This is a genomic window from Sporosarcina sp. P19 (assembly GCF_002743165.1).
GTDB lineage: Bacteria > Bacillota > Bacilli > Bacillales_A > Planococcaceae > Sporosarcina > Sporosarcina ureae.
In genome coordinates, this window is record NZ_PDYR01000017.1 from 17,371 (window position 1) to 32,836 (window position 15,466).

Here is a 15,466-nt window from a genome sequence, read left to right on the forward strand (position 1 = left end):
GAACGCGTAAGCGATCAGGATTTTTACAAATCAATTGATTTTATTTTGAATTTCATCCATCAATTGTTTTGCGCCTTCAGGACTCAAAATTAACTTACCGTCGATCAGACGAAGGTTATCATCTGACACTTCTCCTGTAATAGAGCATGTCATATTCGGCATGTACTTTTTCAAGATAATTTTGTCGTCGTCCACGTATATTTCTAGCGCGTCTTTTTGCTCAATACCGAGCGTACGACGAAGTTCAATCGGGATCACAACGCGGCCTAGCTCATCAACTTTTCTTACAATTCCAGTAGACTTCATGAAAAAAATTCCTCCTACACTCCTGATTTAGCATTCGTCAAAATTCGACATATTTCTCTTGTCTGTTAAATATCATACCAACTCTTCCAATAATCGTCAATCATCATAACTCAAATAAACACTATTAATTTTTAATAACTTTTTGACAGGTAAAAAATGAAAGATGTTGAAGGTATGAGGATTGCAGTCATTGAGCAAGCTGAAAGAAGTTATAAAAACATACGGGTTCGGAGGAGAACATGGCACTTTTGTGCAACATCCTATAAAATGAATATATACATTAATTATTTGGAGGAATTACGCGTGGAGAATCAATCTAAAACATTTTACATCACTACACCTATTTATTACCCAAGTGGGAAATTTCACATAGGAACGGCATACACGACAATCGCATCGGACGCAATGGCGAGATATAAGCGTTTACGTGGCTATGATGTCAGATTTCTAACTGGAATGGACGAGCATGGCCAGAAAATTCAAGAAAAAGCGGAAGAAGAAGGCCTACCTCCAATTAAATATGTCGATGGCATTGCAGATATCGCGAAAGATTTGTGGAAACTGATGGATATCTCTTATGATGACTTGATCCGTACGACGGAAGATCGTCATAAGACAATCGTTGAAAAGATATTTAAGAAGTTCCTCGATAATGGAGATATTTATAAAGGACAGTATGAAGGATGGAAATGTGTTCCGTGTGAATCGTATTTTACCGAATCTCAATTGGTAGATGGAAACTGTCCAGACTGTGGTCGTCCGGTTCACCGCGTAGAAGAAGAGTCATACTTCTTCAATATGAAAAAGTATGCAGACCGTCTTCTAGCGTATTATGAAGAAAACCCTACATTTATTGAACCTGAATCACGTAAAAATGAAATGATCAATAACTTCATCAAACCAGGACTGGAAGATTTATCTGTTTCCCGTATGTCATTCGACTGGGGAATTAAAGTGCCTGGAGATCCAAAACATGTGATTTACGTTTGGGTCGATGCATTGACGAATTACATTACAGCACTCGGTTACATGTCCGATGACGAGTCTTTATTCAATAAATATTGGCCTGCGGATGTTCATGTGGTTGGGAAAGATATCGTTCGTTTCCATACAATTTATTGGCCAATCTTCTTAATGGCACTCGATTTACCGTTGCCGAAGAAAGTATTTGCACATGGTTTCATCATGATGAAAGATGGCAAAATGTCGAAGTCTAAAGGCAATGTCGTCTATCCAGAAATGCTCGTTGAACGCTATGGCCTTGATGCTACACGATACTTCTTGCTTCGTGAATTACCATTTGGTCAAGACGGTGTATTTTCACCGGAAGCATTTATTGAGCGTATTAACTATGACTTGGCGAATGACTTAGGAAACTTATTGAATCGAACAATCTCTATGATTAATAAATATTTCGATGGTGAAGTCCTGACAGAAGGTCTTGTACCAACTGAATTTGATGCACCGTTACGCGACATGATTCAGCACACAGTGAAAAAATACGAGACATCTATGGAAAAGATGCAATTCAGTGTCGTACTTTCCGATGTGTGGGCATTAATTTCTCGTACAAATAAATATATCGACGAAACATCTCCATGGGTATTGGCAAAATCAGAAGAAGATCGCATGAAGTTGGCGTCGGTTATGTACCACTTGGCGCTATCTCTTCATCATACAGCGGTACTTTTGCAGCCATTCATGACAAACGCACCAAAACAAATGGTAGAACAATTGGGTCTATCTGAAGAGTCATTGGGGTGGGTTACATTAGATGAAGGCTACGCGATTCCTGCAGGCACGACTGTCATCAACAAAGGTGTTCCGATCTTCCCGCGTTTAGAGGCAGAAGTAGAAGTCGAGTACATCCGTAAACAAATGGCAATCACAGCACCTGCTGAAGTAGAAGAGAAAGTGGAAGAAGTGAAAGAAGAAACAAATGAAATTACGTTTGACGCATTCATGAATGTAGACATGCGTGTAGCAACTGTCACGGCGTGTGAAAAAATGCCAAAAGCCGACAAGTTGTTAAAGCTACAAGTGGACTTAGGCTACGAGCAGCGTCAAGTAGTGTCTGGAATTGCGCAGCATTACAGCGCTGAAGACGTAGTAGGCATGAAAGTAATCGTCGTAGCAAATTTGAAGCCGGTTAAACTGCGCGGAGAATTATCAGAAGGTATGATTTTAGCAGGCGAAAAAGATGGCGTGCTAAAACTTGCGACAGTTGATCCTGCATTAGAGAATGGTGCACAAGTAAAATAATACATCACGTAATAAAGCTGTCATTAGAAGTTGGAATCAACGACTTCTCGTGGCAGTTTTTTTATTTTAGGCATCATGTAAGTGATTGGAGAGTAGGATGCGGAGTTATGTTGTTGTTGCGCATGAGTGATTAGTGCTTGTTGTGTAATGGTTTGGTCAGTTGATGAGTAAGAAGGAAAGTAGGGCAGTAGGGCTGTATAATAATTATCCTCACTTTGGTGCTCGCGGAAGGTTTTCGTACCCACTTAGCTTTACTTTTATTTGATGTCACAATTGTTACATCAAACCTATAAAAGCTAAAAGTTTTCCACGCACCACCTACTAGTTGCGCATGTCTGGTAGTAAAGCATTTTGAACACTGTAGACAGAATAGACAAACTCTTTGTTACACAACTGTAATACAAATGAGATGAAAGACATAATCAAAGCTACTAGAATAGAAAACAGTGTTAGGAGAGATACTATGTTTATTGATACACATGTTCATTTAAATGCAGATCAATACGAAGAAGACGTGGAAGAAGTCATTCAACGTGCAATTGATGCAAACGTAGAAAAAATGGTCGTAGTTGGGTTTGATACGAAAACTATTAACAAAGCCATGGAGTTAGTAGAACAATACCCATTCATCTATGGAGTGATTGGTTGGCATCCTGTTGATGCAGTAGATTGCACAGATAGTGATCTGCACTGGATCAAGGAGTTGTCGGCTCATCCGAAAGTCGTCGGCATTGGAGAAACCGGTCTCGATTACCACTGGGATAAATCACCAAAAGACATACAGCAAGAGTTATTCCGTAAGCAGATACGACTGGCAAAGGAAGTAGAATTGCCAATCATTATTCATAATCGCGACGCAACAGGCGACGTAGTTCGTATTCTACAGGAAGAAAATGCAGCGGAAGTCGGTGGGATTATGCATTGTTACAGCGGTAGTGTTGAGACAGCTGAACAATGTATAGAAATGAACTTTCTTATCTCGCTAGGCGGACCTGTGACGTTTAAGAATGCTAGAATGCCGAAAGAAGTAGCAACAGAGATTTCACTCGATAAGCTACTGATCGAAACGGATGCACCGTACTTAGCACCGCATCCTTATCGAGGGAAGCGCAATGAACCGTCCTATGTCACATTAGTGGCGGAGGAAATTGCGCGGTTAAAAGAAGTGTCGGTTGAGGAAGTAGCAAAGCAAACGTCTGCAAATGCATTACAACTGTTTAAGATTCAGTGAACGACATATGTCAATTATTTGTCTATTAAAACTGAAATATCTCTAGCTATAAATGGTTAGTAGTTTGGAAGTTTGACAGTGTAATTTAAACGCTATATACTCAGCCGAGTAATGAAAGGGGAAATTCTTAACATGTTTCAGAAGAACACTAAGTTTATGCGCATTGGAATTTTATTTATGGCAATGGCATTATTCGTAGCAACAACGTCACTCGTATTGATTGACGGAAAAAAGAAAAACATTTCAATGGACCTTAATGGCAAGCAAATAGAATTACGTACAGCAGCAGCTACAGTGGGAGAAGTACTAGCGGCTAATGACGTAAAAGTACAAAAACATGATCTAGTAGAACCGACAGTCAACACACCGCTTGAAAACGATACAGAGATCAAATGGCAAAAAGCAAACAAAGTAATAATTGATGTAGATGGCGAGACTCAAGAACTTTGGACAACAGAAGCTACCGTAAATGATGTACTTAAAACAGCGGAGATTGAAGTTGCTACACATGACGAAATCGAACCGGCTCTAGAAACCAAAATTACAGAAAACCAACCCATTGCAATTGCTAAAGCATTCCCTGTCACTGTCAAAGACGGCGGTAAAGAGCGTACAGTATGGTCAACTCAAACTACAGTAAGAAAGTTTTTGACTGACCAAAACATTCGACTTGCAAACTTGGATAAAGTAGAAGGCGATACAAGTGCAAAGTTGACGGCATCTAATGCGGTGGTTAAAATTGCACGTGTAGAAAAAATCACGGATGTAGTTGAAGAAACAGCAGACTTCAAAACTAAAAGAAAAACAGATATGACTATGCTTAAAGGTAAAGAAAAAGTTGTCACTAACGGTAAAAAGGGTAAACTACAAAAGAAATTCCAAATTACGAAAAAGAATGGAAAAGTAGTTTCTCGTGAATTAGTTGGTAAGACGATGGTAGAAGAACCTACACATAAAGTTGTTCATGTAGGAGCTAAAGCACCAAAAGTAGAGGTAGCAACTGCAACTCCAGCAAAAGCATCTACAAACGCAACGGCAAAATCTTCTGGTACACCAGCAAAAGCGCAAGTAGCAGTATCACGTGGTACTAGTAGCGAGCCAAGCGGTGGAAAAGAATTCTATGCGAACGCAAGTGCGTATACAGCTTATTGTAATGGATGTTCAGGAATCACAGCGACAGGTATTAACTTGCGTGCGAATCCGAATATGAAATTAATCGCAGTTGATCCACGAGTAATCCCACTAGGCTCTAAAGTTTGGGTGGAAGGCTATGGTTATGCAATCGCAGGAGATACAGGTGGTGCTATCAAAGGAAACCGTATCGATTTACACATGCCTACAAAAGAAGCGGCTTACTCATTTGGCCGTCGTCAAGTAAAAATTAAAGTCATTAACTAATAATAGTGTACCGATAAGGGGAAGAAAACTCTTCCTCTTATCGGTTTTTTCCGTTTTCTGCCGGTATGGTGTACAGAATTGAAAAAACACAGTAAAATAGAAAGAATGACATCGTAAGAAAAGAGGAATATTGTGAATATAGAAGAAGTAGTTGTGGTGGAAGGGAAGTCTGATACTGTAGCTGTTAAACGCGCGACAGGAGCGGATACGATTGAAACAAATGGATCGGCAATTTCAGACAAGACGATCGAGCGGATTCGTCATGCACAACGGACGCGTGGAGTTATTGTCTTTACCGATCCAGACTTCCCAGGCCGCCGTATTCGAGCAATTATCGAAGAACAGATCCCCGATGTAAAACATGCATTTTTACCGAAGAAAGAAACTATAGCAAAAAATGGACGTGGAGTAGGAATTGAACATGCGAATGACGAAGCGATTCGTCAAGCATTGGCTTCTGTTTACACGGTGAGTGAGCATACAATAGAAGAGATTCCGATGGCGACATTACTAGAAGCCAGATTGATCGGTCACACTGACTCCAGAAAGCGAAGAGAACGTCTGTCGGAGTTATTGCATATTGGGCAGGTGAACGGTAAAGGATTGAAGAAGCGACTGGAGATGTTCCGGATTTCTGTCACAAAGTTAAATGAAGCGATACAAGTTCTCGACGAGGAGGAAATGAAAACAGATGTATAAAGACATAGCAACGCCAGTGAGAACGAAAGAAATTCTACAGAAACATGGATTTTCATTCAAGAAGAGTTTAGGTCAGAATTTCTTGGTGGATTCGAACGTACTGCATAATATCGTCTCTTGCGCAGCGATTACGAAAGACACAGGAGTCATTGAAGTAGGACCAGGAATCGGTGCGCTAACGGAGCATCTCGCACGGCAGGCAGGAAAGGTCGTAGCATTTGAAATAGACGACCGCCTGTTACCTGTACTCGAAGATACGATGTCACCATATCCAAATGTCACCGTGATTCATCAAGACGTACTCAAAGCGGATATTCATCAAGTAATTGAAGAACAGTTCGCAAACTATGAAGACATCGTAGTCGTGGCCAATTTACCGTATTATATTACAACGCCGATCATCATGAAGTTCCTAATGGAAAAAGCACGCGTAAGCCAGCTTGTCATTATGATGCAAAAAGAAGTAGCAGATCGAATCACAGCAGTACCAAGCACGAAGGCATATGGCTCGTTATCAATCGCTGTCCAGTACTATATGGATGCAGAAGTATCTATGATTGTACCGAAGACGGTGTTCATTCCGCAACCGAATGTAGAGTCAGCTGTTCTTAGTTTGACGCGTAGAGAAGAGCCACACGCTCCTGTAGCGGATGAAGACTTCTTATTCACAGTGACACAAGGATCGTTCTTACATCGCCGCAAGACACTGTGGAACAACCTCCAGTCCTCACTCCCTGAAGGACAGGAAAAAAAGGAATTGATTCAACAAGCGTTTGTTCAATCAGGTATTGATCCGATCAGAAGAGGGGAAACATTATCGATACCCGAGTTCATCAAACTGGCTAATGCACTATACCCTCACTTTGGCAAGCTAAAACCGGAATAAAATTAATGACAATTTCCTATGAAAAAATAGTGAAATTCATCATAAAGTTATTGACAAAGACATAGACAAACTGTTAAAATAAAAATTTTGTTGACAAACGCATGGAAAAATGTTATGCTTGTATTTAGTGAGGTGTAAGTAACATGCCAAAAACATTAGCAGACATTAAAAAGTCACTGGACGCTCATTTAGGGAAACGTCTCCACTTGAAAGCAAATGGTGGTCGTAAGAAGACGATCGAACATGCTGGAGTTTTGCGCGATACGTATCGTGCCGTTTTCGTAGTAGAGTTGGATCAGGATGACAATGCGTTTGAAAGAGTTTCTTACAGCTATGCTGATATTTTAACCGAAGCGGTTGAAATAACAGTCCTTGATGGTTCGGACCAAACGGCCTTTATCATCAAATAATTTATTATGCTATTTTAATTTATTCTCTAGTGAATCCGCCGGAATGTTCTGGCGGGTTTTTTTATTATGTTACATAAATAAAGTGTAATTTACCCTTAGCGGCATACACTACATATGTCAGCCGAAAAGGAGGAAACTATAATGGCGAGAAAAGGCGTCATGTCAGATCAATTGAAAGAAGAAATCGCGAAAGAGCTTGGCTTCTATGATGTAGTGCAGAAAGAAGGCTGGGGCGGTATTCGCTCACGTGATGCTGGAAACATGGTAAAACATGCAATTGAAATGGCGAGTAGACAAGTGGAGGAGAAGAAATAATCCAACTAATGTCCGTAGAATTCAAAACAGGCTGACAAAAGTAACTGCAAAGGCGAAATGGCTTTGCAGTTATTTCTTATGTTCAATTATAATTTTTAGGATTTTTAAACAATTGAATAAAAAATGTACTTGATCACCTTTCTACTTGATTAGTCTAGAAACAAGTCAAATAGATAGGTGTAGTATTGTGATCACTAGAAAAGTGAATTGTATTAGTATATATGCATGAATTTCAATTATTTATTTAGCGAATTTAATCCATTTGTGTAGTAATACAATATGTTTTCGCGTATTTATCATTTTAGCTAATTAACGTGATATAGTCATTACATCTTATGGAAAAAGGGGATAAATACGCATGAAAAAGGTTTTTGCAATAATTTTAATACTCGTATTGACGTTTTCAGTAGCTCCTAAAACACAAGCTTCTTCTAAAATATTTACAGACGTACCGAAAAATCATCCGAACTATACTGCTATTATGTATTTATTGGAGAATAGAGTGATTGAGCCAAGTGCGCGCTTTGGTTTGAATGATAAAGTGACACGCGAAGAAGTCGCCATCATGGTGGCTAAAGCGACAGGGTTGGATGGAAAGAAAGCAAAGACGAAATTTAAAGATGTTCCTGCGAGCAGGTATTCCTCTGGTTACATCAACTCTGCTGTGAAAGCAAAAATCATCAATGGCTATCCTGATGGTACGTTCAAGCCTACGCAAAAGGTGACACGTGGTCATATGGCTGCCTTCATCGCGAACGCGTTTAAACTGACCAAAGAAAAAGACATTCGATTTAAAGATGTATCGAAGGGTTCTACGGCGTATAGTGCCGTGCGTAAACTGGCTTTTGAAAATATCACCTCCGGCTATCCTGACGGTACATTTAAACCGAATGAAACATTAACTCGTTCGCATATTGCTGCATTCGTAGCAAGAGCTATGGATCCTGCGTTCCGACCTGCGCCTCCAGTTATGGTGACAAGAGGAATTCACTTTGGAATGGATCCAGCTCAAGTGATACGTGTTGAATCGAAGTCGCCTGCAATATTGCTTTCGAATTTACGTGAAGGAAATAAACGATTATTGATCTATCGGACAACAAAGTATAATTACTATACAGATTTAATTTACTACTTCGAAAACAATAAGTTACAGTTCATAACCTATGACTTTATGGGTGGAGAAGATACCTATCATACTTCAGATGAAATGTTTGCGATGTATAATGAATTAAACGAGCATGCACAACGTGAGTTTGGAGCGGACTATTACTCTGACACGGACTATGAAACTACGTTCAATTCAGGGTGGGAAAAGACTGGTTATGTGGTGGTACTAACAGTGAATGATGACAATGTAAGTACAGCGGCGAATTTAGTGTACCTACCAAATTCAATGATAAAATAATATGTACAATACCAGGGTTGCAGAATGAAATACATTTGCAGCTCCTTTTCTATTACTTAGAACGAACAAGGCAGCACCAATCTTCTATGATTTACGTTATGATGGAAAGAATATTCATATACGTAAGACTATTCTCTAGGGGCTTTTGGTAAATCCGGAAAACGGAGGTAGGAATGTGATGAAAGGAAATGTAGGCAGGGCATTATTCGTGGGTGTCTTTGTCGGTATGGTTAGCTTGATCAAGGAATTACTTAATCCTGACATGCATTCACTGTTATCGATTTTACTCATGCTTCTCGCCGCAATAATCGGTTATTGGCTGGGAAATAAAATGTTGATGAGACGTAAGGGAGAGAAGAACAACAACGCTACTATGTAAAGTACATATTGAAGAGGGGGTTCAACAAGATGTGGAATAACAATAAGTTAACAAAATCACTTGGAATTACATACCCAATCATTCAAGCGGGAATGGCTGGCGGTACGACCACACCTGAATTAATAGCTGCAGTCTCCAATGCGGGGGGCCTGGGTACGCTCGGGGCAGGCTATATGAAGGCAGAAGATATGAGAGAAGTGATAAATCAGATTAAGAAATTAACGGATCAGCCTTTCGGGGTCAATTTGTTTATTCCTGAGGTGTCAGAAATATCCAAGGATAAGATTAAAAAGGCTAATGAATTATTACAACCTTATCGTGAAGAGTTACACGTGGCTGAGCCTGAAGTAAAGGAAGTCTCTACCGCAAATTTTGATAAGCAAGTGGAAGTCATAATTCAAGAAGAGATAGCGGTCTGTAGTTTCACATTCGGCGTACCATCAAAAGATATTGTCCAACGATTACAGAAAGAAAACATCATCGTGATGGGGACTGCTACAACTGTAAGAGAAGCAATTATCAATGAAGAGTGTGGGGTTGATATGGTTGTCATGCAAGGAAGCGAAGCGGGGGGACATCGTGGTACATTTTCAGGAAGCTTCAGTGATTCCATGATCGGAACGATGTCGCTTGTTCCTCAAGCTGCAGATCATGTACACATTCCAGTAATTGCTGCAGGAGGTATTATGGACGGAAGAGGTGTCTTAGCAGCTCTTACACTCGGAGCACAAGCGGTTCAAATGGGGACCGCATTCGTGACGGCTGTTGAAAGCGGAGCGAAAACACAACATATCGATGCCATTCTCGAAAGCACGGAAGATCAAACTGTCATTACATCCGTATTTAGTGGTAAACCAGCTAGAGGCATTCAAAATGATTTTATCCGTGAAATAAAACCTTATGAAGAAGATCTACCGGATTATCCTATCATGAACACATTGACAACAGGGATTCGTAGTGAAGCTGCCGAGCAAAATCGTCCCGAATGGATTCATCTTTGGAGCGGACAGTCTCCTCGCTTAAGTACTAGACAACATGCCGCGGCTTTGCTGTCGGACATCGTTCTTCAAGTAGAAAATATAATTAGTAATAGATGATTGGCGGGTGAACGATGACTACACATAAGATTTATACGATGAGTTTTGCCAAGGTCTATCCGCTCTATATTAAAAAAGTAGAGAAAAAAGGACACACAAAATCAGAAGTCGATGAAATCATTCGTTGGTTGACGGGATACAGCCAAGAAGAGCTGGAAGTACAGTTGGAAAAACAGACAGACTTTGAAACTTTCTTTGCGGAAGCTCCGAAGTTGAATTCTTCACGGGCGCTAATCAAAGGTGTTATATGTGGAGTTAGAGTGGAAGAAATAGAAGAATCAACGATGCAGGAAATACGTTATTTGGATAAGCTGATTGATGAGTTGGCAAAGGGGAAAGCAATGGAAAAGATCTTGCGCAAATAACAAATGAAATTCTATTCGTTCAAAAATAGCTGTAGGAAAACATCTGCTACAGAACTATGGAACGAAAATTGACGTAACAAAATGAATTACGAAGCCTTTGCAGTTCTTTTTTTTATTTAATCCCCTTATGTTCTATTCATTCTGTGGTAATATATGAGCAAGAACAATGCAGTGGGGAGGGAGCTTTTATCATGATTTACGAAAAGGCGCCTGCGAAGATCAACTTAACATTAGATGTGTTGAGCAAACGGCCGGATGGCTATCATGATGTCGAGATGATTATGACAACGGTTGATTTAGCTGATCGTATTTGGCTTCGTCCAACGATGGACCAATCCATTACGATTCAGTCATCTCATCGATTTGTGCCGAATGATCGCAAAAACTTGGCGTACCAAGCAGCGGATTTATTGCGCAAACGCTATCGCTTGGATTATGGGGTTGAAATTACTCTAGATAAGAATATCCCAATTGCTGCAGGACTGGCTGGTGGGAGTTCAGATGCAGCCGCGACTCTTCGTGGATTAAACCGTCTATGGGAACTCGGATTGTCTTTGGACGAGCTGGCTGTCCTAGGTGCAGAAATCGGATCAGATGTATCATTTTGCGTATATGGTGGCACTGCGATTGCAAGAGGGCGAGGGGAAGACATCACACATCTACCTGCTCCACCTAACTGCTGGGTCGTGCTGGCGAAACCGACAATCGGTGTATCGACCGGCAATATTTATGGACAGTTAAACTTGTCTTCTATTACGCATCCGCAAACAGAGCGTATGATGGAAGCATTGCAAGAAAGTAATTATGACAAGATGTGCGCATCGCTAGGGAATGTGCTAGAGCCTGTGACGATGGGTCTTCATAAGGAAGTTGTCATACTCAAGGAGCAAATGGAGCGTTTTGGAGCAGACGCTGTTTTAATGAGCGGTAGCGGTCCAACTGTATTCGGGCTGGTGAAACATGAATCGCGTGTGCCGAAAATAGTAAATGCCTTAAAAGGGTTTTGCCAAGATGTACATGCCGTGCGTATGCTTGGGGAACCTATTGTAGTTGATTAATGCCGGACGATTATGATAATCTACTTATAAATCATTCGGATTTAGGAGTCGGTATTATATGAAATGGAAAAGAAGTGAAAGGCTTGTTGATATGACACGTCATTTGCTGGAAAATCCACACACACTCATTTCTTTGACGTTTTTTTCGAACCGGTATTCAGCCGCCAAGTCCTCAATTAGTGAAGATCTTGGTATTTTGAAAGAGACATTTGAAGAGAGCAGCACGGGTCGTCTAGTGACGATTTCAGGTGCTGCTGGTGGTATTAAATATATCCCGTTAGTCGGTCGTGAGGAAATAAAAGAAGTCATTCATTCATTAATGAATGAACTAAGAAAATCGGATCGACTACTTCCTGGCGGTTATCTGTATATGACGGACTTGTTGGGAAATCCCCGTTTTCTCGATCGAATTGGCAAGGTAATTGCGACAGCTTTCTTTGATAAAGAAATTGACGTAATTATGACGGTTGCAACGAAAGGCATTCCGATTGCCCATGCGATTGCCCGTCATTTGAACGTGCCTGTCATCGTGGTGCGACGAGACAGCAAAGTGACGGAAGGTCCTACTGTCAGCATTAATTACGTTTCTGGCTCTGCACGCAGGATCCAAACAATGGTGCTGTCAAAGAGAAGTATGCAGAGTGGTCAAAAAGTATTGTTGACAGATGATTTTATGAAGGTTGGCGGCACGATGCAGGGCATGAAAAGCTTGCTTGAAGAATTCAACTGTGAACTGGGTGGCGTGGCGGTCTTGGTAGAAGCCGAACACCTCGAAGAAGTTCTGGTAGACGATTATCTTTCATTAGTAAAATTACGTGCAGTCGATGAGAAACACCGTAAGATCGAGTTGGAAGAAGGAAATTATTTCACGAGAGGCGGTAATGAGTTATGGAATATGTAAAAACAGAACAAGCACCACAGGCAATTGGACCGTATTCACAAGCAGTAAAAGTGAACGGTGTAGTGTACACGTCAGGACAGATTCCTTTGACACTTGCAGGCGAAGTGATAGGTGGCGGGATAGAAGAACAGACGAACCAAGTTCTTCGAAATTTAAGCAAAGTACTGGAAGAAGCAGGTTCAAGTTTACAAAAAGTCATTAAAACGACAGTGTTTATTCAAGATATGAATGAATTTGGAGCGTTAAATGCCATTTATGAAGAATACTTCGGAGAGCATAAACCAGCTCGCTCGACAGTAGAAGTGGCTCGTCTTCCAAAAGACGTACGAGTAGAAATCGAAGCGATTGCGCTTTGTGAGTAATTGAATGTGAAGCCCGACGTGATCTAGTCAAGATCGTGTCGGGTTTTTCTTGTTAGTAGAAAATGATTAGGATGAAACTAGCTGAAAATATGAAGTAATATACAAACATTAAAAAATTCACAAAAGATTCTATTTTCATTTGGCGTGAAAACTAGTATTATAGAATAAGCACCAGTATTATGGTTAAAAGAGTAATTATACCAACTAACCTAGAATACGTTCAGTGTGAAAACGACAACAAGGGAGTGGGGAAAATGGAGATCACAGATGTGAGATTACGCAAGGTAGACACGGAAGGTAGAATGAGAGCAATAGCTTCCATTACGCTTAACGATCAGTTTGTCATCCATGATATCCGAGTCATCGAGGGGAATGACGGATTATTTGTGGCAATGCCGAGCAAGCGCACACCGGATGGGGAGTTCCGCGATGTGGCGCATCCGATTAATTCGGATGCACGGACGAAAGTACAGGAGTCCATCCTGGCGGCTTATCATCAAGTAGATGAACAGCGAGGGGAATTGCAAGAGGCTGTTCTATAATTTTATTACCTTAGAGTAAGCGTTTCCATACGTCGTATCCTTAAAAAGGCCATCTGTTTAATTAGATGGCCTTTTTATCATTTTGAAATGGAAATTTAGAAGCCTGCATGGATATCGGGATAAGGATTGGTGTTGATCTTGAACTTGCGTAAGTTAAAATACAACAATAATTCACATACTACCTACAGTGAGTAAAAAAGCAACCTCACTTTTTCACTAGGAATAAAGCGTCCGCCAACTGGAGCTTCCATCCCCGCGTACTTACTAATTAACTCACCGTTGCAATAACCAGTTAGTTTGAACACTTCGTCAAAATGTACCTGCCTTTTTATTCCTATACCAATATAATCGCAAAAAGATCAATAATGATAAAATAAAGTTATGTAATTGTCAAGGGGATATGCTTGAAAAAATCAATCGTTTCCGATATAGTCAATTATGAATTTATCAAACAAGGATGGAGGCTGACAGATGACAAATACATATGCGATTGTCCTAGCTGCAGGACAGGGCACGCGAATGAAGTCGGATCTTTATAAAGTACTTCATCCAGTCTGTGGCAAGCCGATGGTTGAGCATGTGATCGATCACATTCGCGATCTCCACTCAGATCGGATCGTCACGATTGTCGGACACGGTGCCGAGATGGTAGAGCAAACGTTGGGCGGCAAAAGTGAATACGCTCTGCAGGCAGAGCAACTAGGCACTGCACATGCCGTGCAGCAAGCCGAGAAGGTACTTGCGGATCTTGATGGCACAACACTGGTTGTCTGCGGCGACACACCATTGATCAGCACAGAAACGATGGCAGCGCTCCTTGCGCATCATCATAAAACAGAAGCCAAGGCGACAATACTTACTGCAATTGCAGATGATCCAACGGGTTACGGTCGCATCATCCGTGCCGAAAACGGTGACGTAGTGCGAAACGTCGAACATAAAGACACAAACGACGGAGAGCGTCTTGTTAAGGAGATTAATACAGGTACTTACTGCTTTGACAACCGGGTGTTATTCGACACACTAAAAAAAGTGAACAATGATAACGCACAAGGCGAGTATTATCTCCCAGACGTATTAGGAATTTTAAAATCTGAAGGACAGCGAATATCAGCTTATACGACACCGGATTTTCATGAAACACTAGGCGTGAACGACCGCGTGGCACTAGCACAAGCTGAAAAAAGTATGCGCCAACTGATTGCGGAAAAGCATATGCGTAACGGTGTCACGATTATTAGCCCTGAGCAGACAGTGATCAGTGCAGAAGCTGAGATTGGCCGTGATACTGTCATCCAACCTGGCGTCCTCATTGAAGGAGCTACAAAAATCGGCTCACAATGTGTCATTGGTCCTAACAGCCATATTCAAAACAGTACGGTGGGCGACCACACAACGATTCATTCTTCTGTTGTTCGTGATAGTACAGTTGGAAATCAGACAGCAGTTGGTCCTTTTGCACACTTACGTCCTGAAACACAGCTCGGTGATCATGTCAAAGTAGGTAACTTTGTTGAGGTGAAAAAATCTCAGCTTGGTGACGATAGTAAAGTTTCTCACCTCAGCTACATAGGGGATACAGAAATTGGAAAGAATGTTAACGTTGGCTGTGGTACGATTACTGTGAATTACGATGGAAAAAACAAGTACAAAACAGAGATAGAAGACAATGCATTTATTGGCTGCAATGCCAATTTGGTCGCACCGGTCACGATAGGAAAAAATGCGATTGTGGCAGCGGGATCCACAGTCACAAAAAATGTTCCGGAAAATTCACTTGCAATTGGACGCGTTCGGCAAGAGAATAAAGAAGGATACGTAAAAAACTAATCTTACCCAACCAACAGGAG

Annotated in this window: 17 protein-coding genes; 16 read left to right on the forward strand and 1 reads right to left on the reverse strand. The window is 41.0% G+C overall.

Going from position 1 to position 15,466, the window contains the following annotated elements; genetic code table 11:
- Positions 1-30: 30 nt before the first annotated feature.
- The gene (locus CSV74_RS14600; protein WP_029054857.1) at positions 31-306 is read right to left on the reverse strand and encodes a transition state genes transcriptional regulator AbrB; all 276 of its coding nucleotides are present in this window, start codon (positions 304-306) and stop codon (positions 31-33) included.
- A gap of 267 nt (positions 307-573) precedes the next feature.
- Here CSV74_RS14600 and metG point away from each other — a divergent pair, with 267 nt between their 5' ends.
- The 16 genes from metG (at position 574) to glmU (ending at position 15,446) form a co-directional block, all read left to right on the forward strand.
- Positions 574-2,568 (forward strand): methionine--tRNA ligase, encoded by a 1,995-nt coding sequence (gene metG, locus CSV74_RS14605; protein ID WP_099692241.1) that lies wholly within the window; start codon positions 574-576, stop codon positions 2,566-2,568.
- A gap of 463 nt (positions 2,569-3,031) precedes the next feature.
- Entirely contained in the window at positions 3,032-3,799 is a 768-nt protein-coding gene (locus CSV74_RS14610; RefSeq protein WP_099692242.1) for a TatD family hydrolase, read from the forward strand.
- A 132-nt stretch (positions 3,800-3,931) separates the two neighbouring features.
- Positions 3,932-5,197 carry a G5 and 3D domain-containing protein gene (locus CSV74_RS17090; protein WP_304442376.1) on the forward strand — a complete coding sequence of 422 codons (1,266 nt, stop codon included), beginning with the start codon at positions 3,932-3,934 and terminating at the stop codon, positions 5,195-5,197.
- Between the two features lie 132 nt (positions 5,198-5,329).
- Positions 5,330-5,896 (forward strand): ribonuclease M5, encoded by a 567-nt coding sequence (rnmV, locus tag CSV74_RS14620; RefSeq protein ID WP_029054861.1) that lies wholly within the window; start codon positions 5,330-5,332, stop codon positions 5,894-5,896.
- Positions 5,889-6,782: a 16S rRNA (adenine(1518)-N(6)/adenine(1519)-N(6))-dimethyltransferase RsmA gene (gene rsmA / locus CSV74_RS14625; RefSeq protein WP_099692244.1), complete on the forward strand. Its 894-nt coding sequence runs from the start codon at positions 5,889-5,891 to the stop codon at positions 6,780-6,782. Before rnmV ends, rsmA begins: the two co-directional genes overlap by 8 nt.
- Positions 6,783-6,925: 143 nt before the next feature.
- Positions 6,926-7,192 (forward strand): biofilm formation stimulator Veg, encoded by a 267-nt coding sequence (gene veg / locus CSV74_RS14630; RefSeq protein WP_029054863.1) that lies wholly within the window; start codon positions 6,926-6,928, stop codon positions 7,190-7,192.
- Positions 7,193-7,333: 141 nt separating this feature from the next.
- Positions 7,334-7,507 (forward strand): small, acid-soluble spore protein, alpha/beta type, encoded by a 174-nt coding sequence (locus tag CSV74_RS14635; RefSeq protein WP_029054864.1) that lies wholly within the window; start codon positions 7,334-7,336, stop codon positions 7,505-7,507.
- Between the two features lie 358 nt (positions 7,508-7,865).
- Positions 7,866-8,912, forward strand: coding sequence for an S-layer homology domain-containing protein (locus CSV74_RS14640; RefSeq protein WP_029054865.1), 1,047 nt, complete (start codon positions 7,866-7,868; stop codon positions 8,910-8,912).
- A gap of 175 nt (positions 8,913-9,087) precedes the next feature.
- Positions 9,088-9,291: a hypothetical protein gene (locus tag CSV74_RS14645; RefSeq protein WP_143560779.1), complete on the forward strand. Its 204-nt coding sequence runs from the start codon at positions 9,088-9,090 to the stop codon at positions 9,289-9,291.
- A gap of 29 nt (positions 9,292-9,320) precedes the next feature.
- Positions 9,321-10,388 (forward strand): NAD(P)H-dependent flavin oxidoreductase, encoded by a 1,068-nt coding sequence (locus tag CSV74_RS14650; protein ID WP_099692246.1) that lies wholly within the window; start codon positions 9,321-9,323, stop codon positions 10,386-10,388.
- A 14-nt stretch (positions 10,389-10,402) separates the two neighbouring features.
- A complete protein-coding gene (locus tag CSV74_RS14655; protein WP_099692247.1) occupies positions 10,403-10,753 on the forward strand; it encodes a DUF2200 domain-containing protein in 351 nt (116 codons plus the stop codon).
- Between the two features lie 191 nt (positions 10,754-10,944).
- Positions 10,945-11,811, forward strand: coding sequence for a 4-(cytidine 5'-diphospho)-2-C-methyl-D-erythritol kinase (gene ispE / locus CSV74_RS14660; protein ID WP_099692248.1), 867 nt, complete (start codon positions 10,945-10,947; stop codon positions 11,809-11,811).
- 58 nt (positions 11,812-11,869) lie between these two features.
- Positions 11,870-12,712 (forward strand): pur operon repressor, encoded by an 843-nt coding sequence (gene purR, locus CSV74_RS14665; RefSeq protein ID WP_029054870.1) that lies wholly within the window; start codon positions 11,870-11,872, stop codon positions 12,710-12,712.
- Positions 12,700-13,074: a RidA family protein gene (locus tag CSV74_RS14670; protein ID WP_099692249.1), complete on the forward strand. Its 375-nt coding sequence runs from the start codon at positions 12,700-12,702 to the stop codon at positions 13,072-13,074. The genes purR and CSV74_RS14670 overlap by 13 nt, the downstream gene beginning before the upstream one ends.
- Positions 13,075-13,328: 254 nt before the next feature.
- Positions 13,329-13,616, forward strand: a complete 288-nt coding sequence (gene spoVG / locus CSV74_RS14675; RefSeq protein WP_099692250.1) for a septation regulator SpoVG — start codon at positions 13,329-13,331, stop codon at positions 13,614-13,616.
- Positions 13,617-14,087: 471 nt separating this feature from the next.
- Positions 14,088-15,446: a bifunctional UDP-N-acetylglucosamine diphosphorylase/glucosamine-1-phosphate N-acetyltransferase GlmU gene (glmU, locus tag CSV74_RS14680; protein WP_029054873.1), complete on the forward strand. Its 1,359-nt coding sequence runs from the start codon at positions 14,088-14,090 to the stop codon at positions 15,444-15,446.
- Positions 15,447-15,466 lie beyond the last annotated feature (20 nt).

What these genes read in the sequence shown, in the direction of transcription:
- CSV74_RS14600 (WP_029054857.1), bottom strand. Translation starts at nt 306, where the DNA reads ATGAAGTCTACTGGAATTGTAAGAAAAGTTGATGAGCTAGGCCGCGTT.
- rsmA (WP_099692244.1), top strand. Translation starts at nt 5,889, where the DNA reads ATGTATAAAGACATAGCAACGCCAGTGAGAACGAAAGAAATTCTACAG.
- CSV74_RS14655 (WP_099692247.1), top strand. Translation starts at nt 10,403, where the DNA reads ATGACTACACATAAGATTTATACGATGAGTTTTGCCAAGGTCTATCCG.
- glmU (WP_029054873.1), top strand. Translation starts at nt 14,088, where the DNA reads ATGACAAATACATATGCGATTGTCCTAGCTGCAGGACAGGGCACGCGA.
- CSV74_RS17090 (WP_304442376.1), top strand. Translation starts at nt 3,932, where the DNA reads ATGTTTCAGAAGAACACTAAGTTTATGCGCATTGGAATTTTATTTATG.
- CSV74_RS14640 (WP_029054865.1), top strand. Translation starts at nt 7,866, where the DNA reads ATGAAAAAGGTTTTTGCAATAATTTTAATACTCGTATTGACGTTTTCA.
- veg (WP_029054863.1), top strand. Translation starts at nt 6,926, where the DNA reads ATGCCAAAAACATTAGCAGACATTAAAAAGTCACTGGACGCTCATTTA.
- ispE (WP_099692248.1), top strand. Translation starts at nt 10,945, where the DNA reads ATGATTTACGAAAAGGCGCCTGCGAAGATCAACTTAACATTAGATGTG.
- purR (WP_029054870.1), top strand. Translation starts at nt 11,870, where the DNA reads ATGAAATGGAAAAGAAGTGAAAGGCTTGTTGATATGACACGTCATTTG.
- CSV74_RS14635 (WP_029054864.1), top strand. Translation starts at nt 7,334, where the DNA reads ATGGCGAGAAAAGGCGTCATGTCAGATCAATTGAAAGAAGAAATCGCG.
- CSV74_RS14610 (WP_099692242.1), top strand. Translation starts at nt 3,032, where the DNA reads ATGTTTATTGATACACATGTTCATTTAAATGCAGATCAATACGAAGAA.
- CSV74_RS14670 (WP_099692249.1), top strand. Translation starts at nt 12,700, where the DNA reads ATGGAATATGTAAAAACAGAACAAGCACCACAGGCAATTGGACCGTAT.
- spoVG (WP_099692250.1), top strand. Translation starts at nt 13,329, where the DNA reads ATGGAGATCACAGATGTGAGATTACGCAAGGTAGACACGGAAGGTAGA.
- metG (WP_099692241.1), top strand. Translation starts at nt 574, where the DNA reads ATGAATATATACATTAATTATTTGGAGGAATTACGCGTGGAGAATCAA.
- CSV74_RS14650 (WP_099692246.1), top strand. Translation starts at nt 9,321, where the DNA reads ATGTGGAATAACAATAAGTTAACAAAATCACTTGGAATTACATACCCA.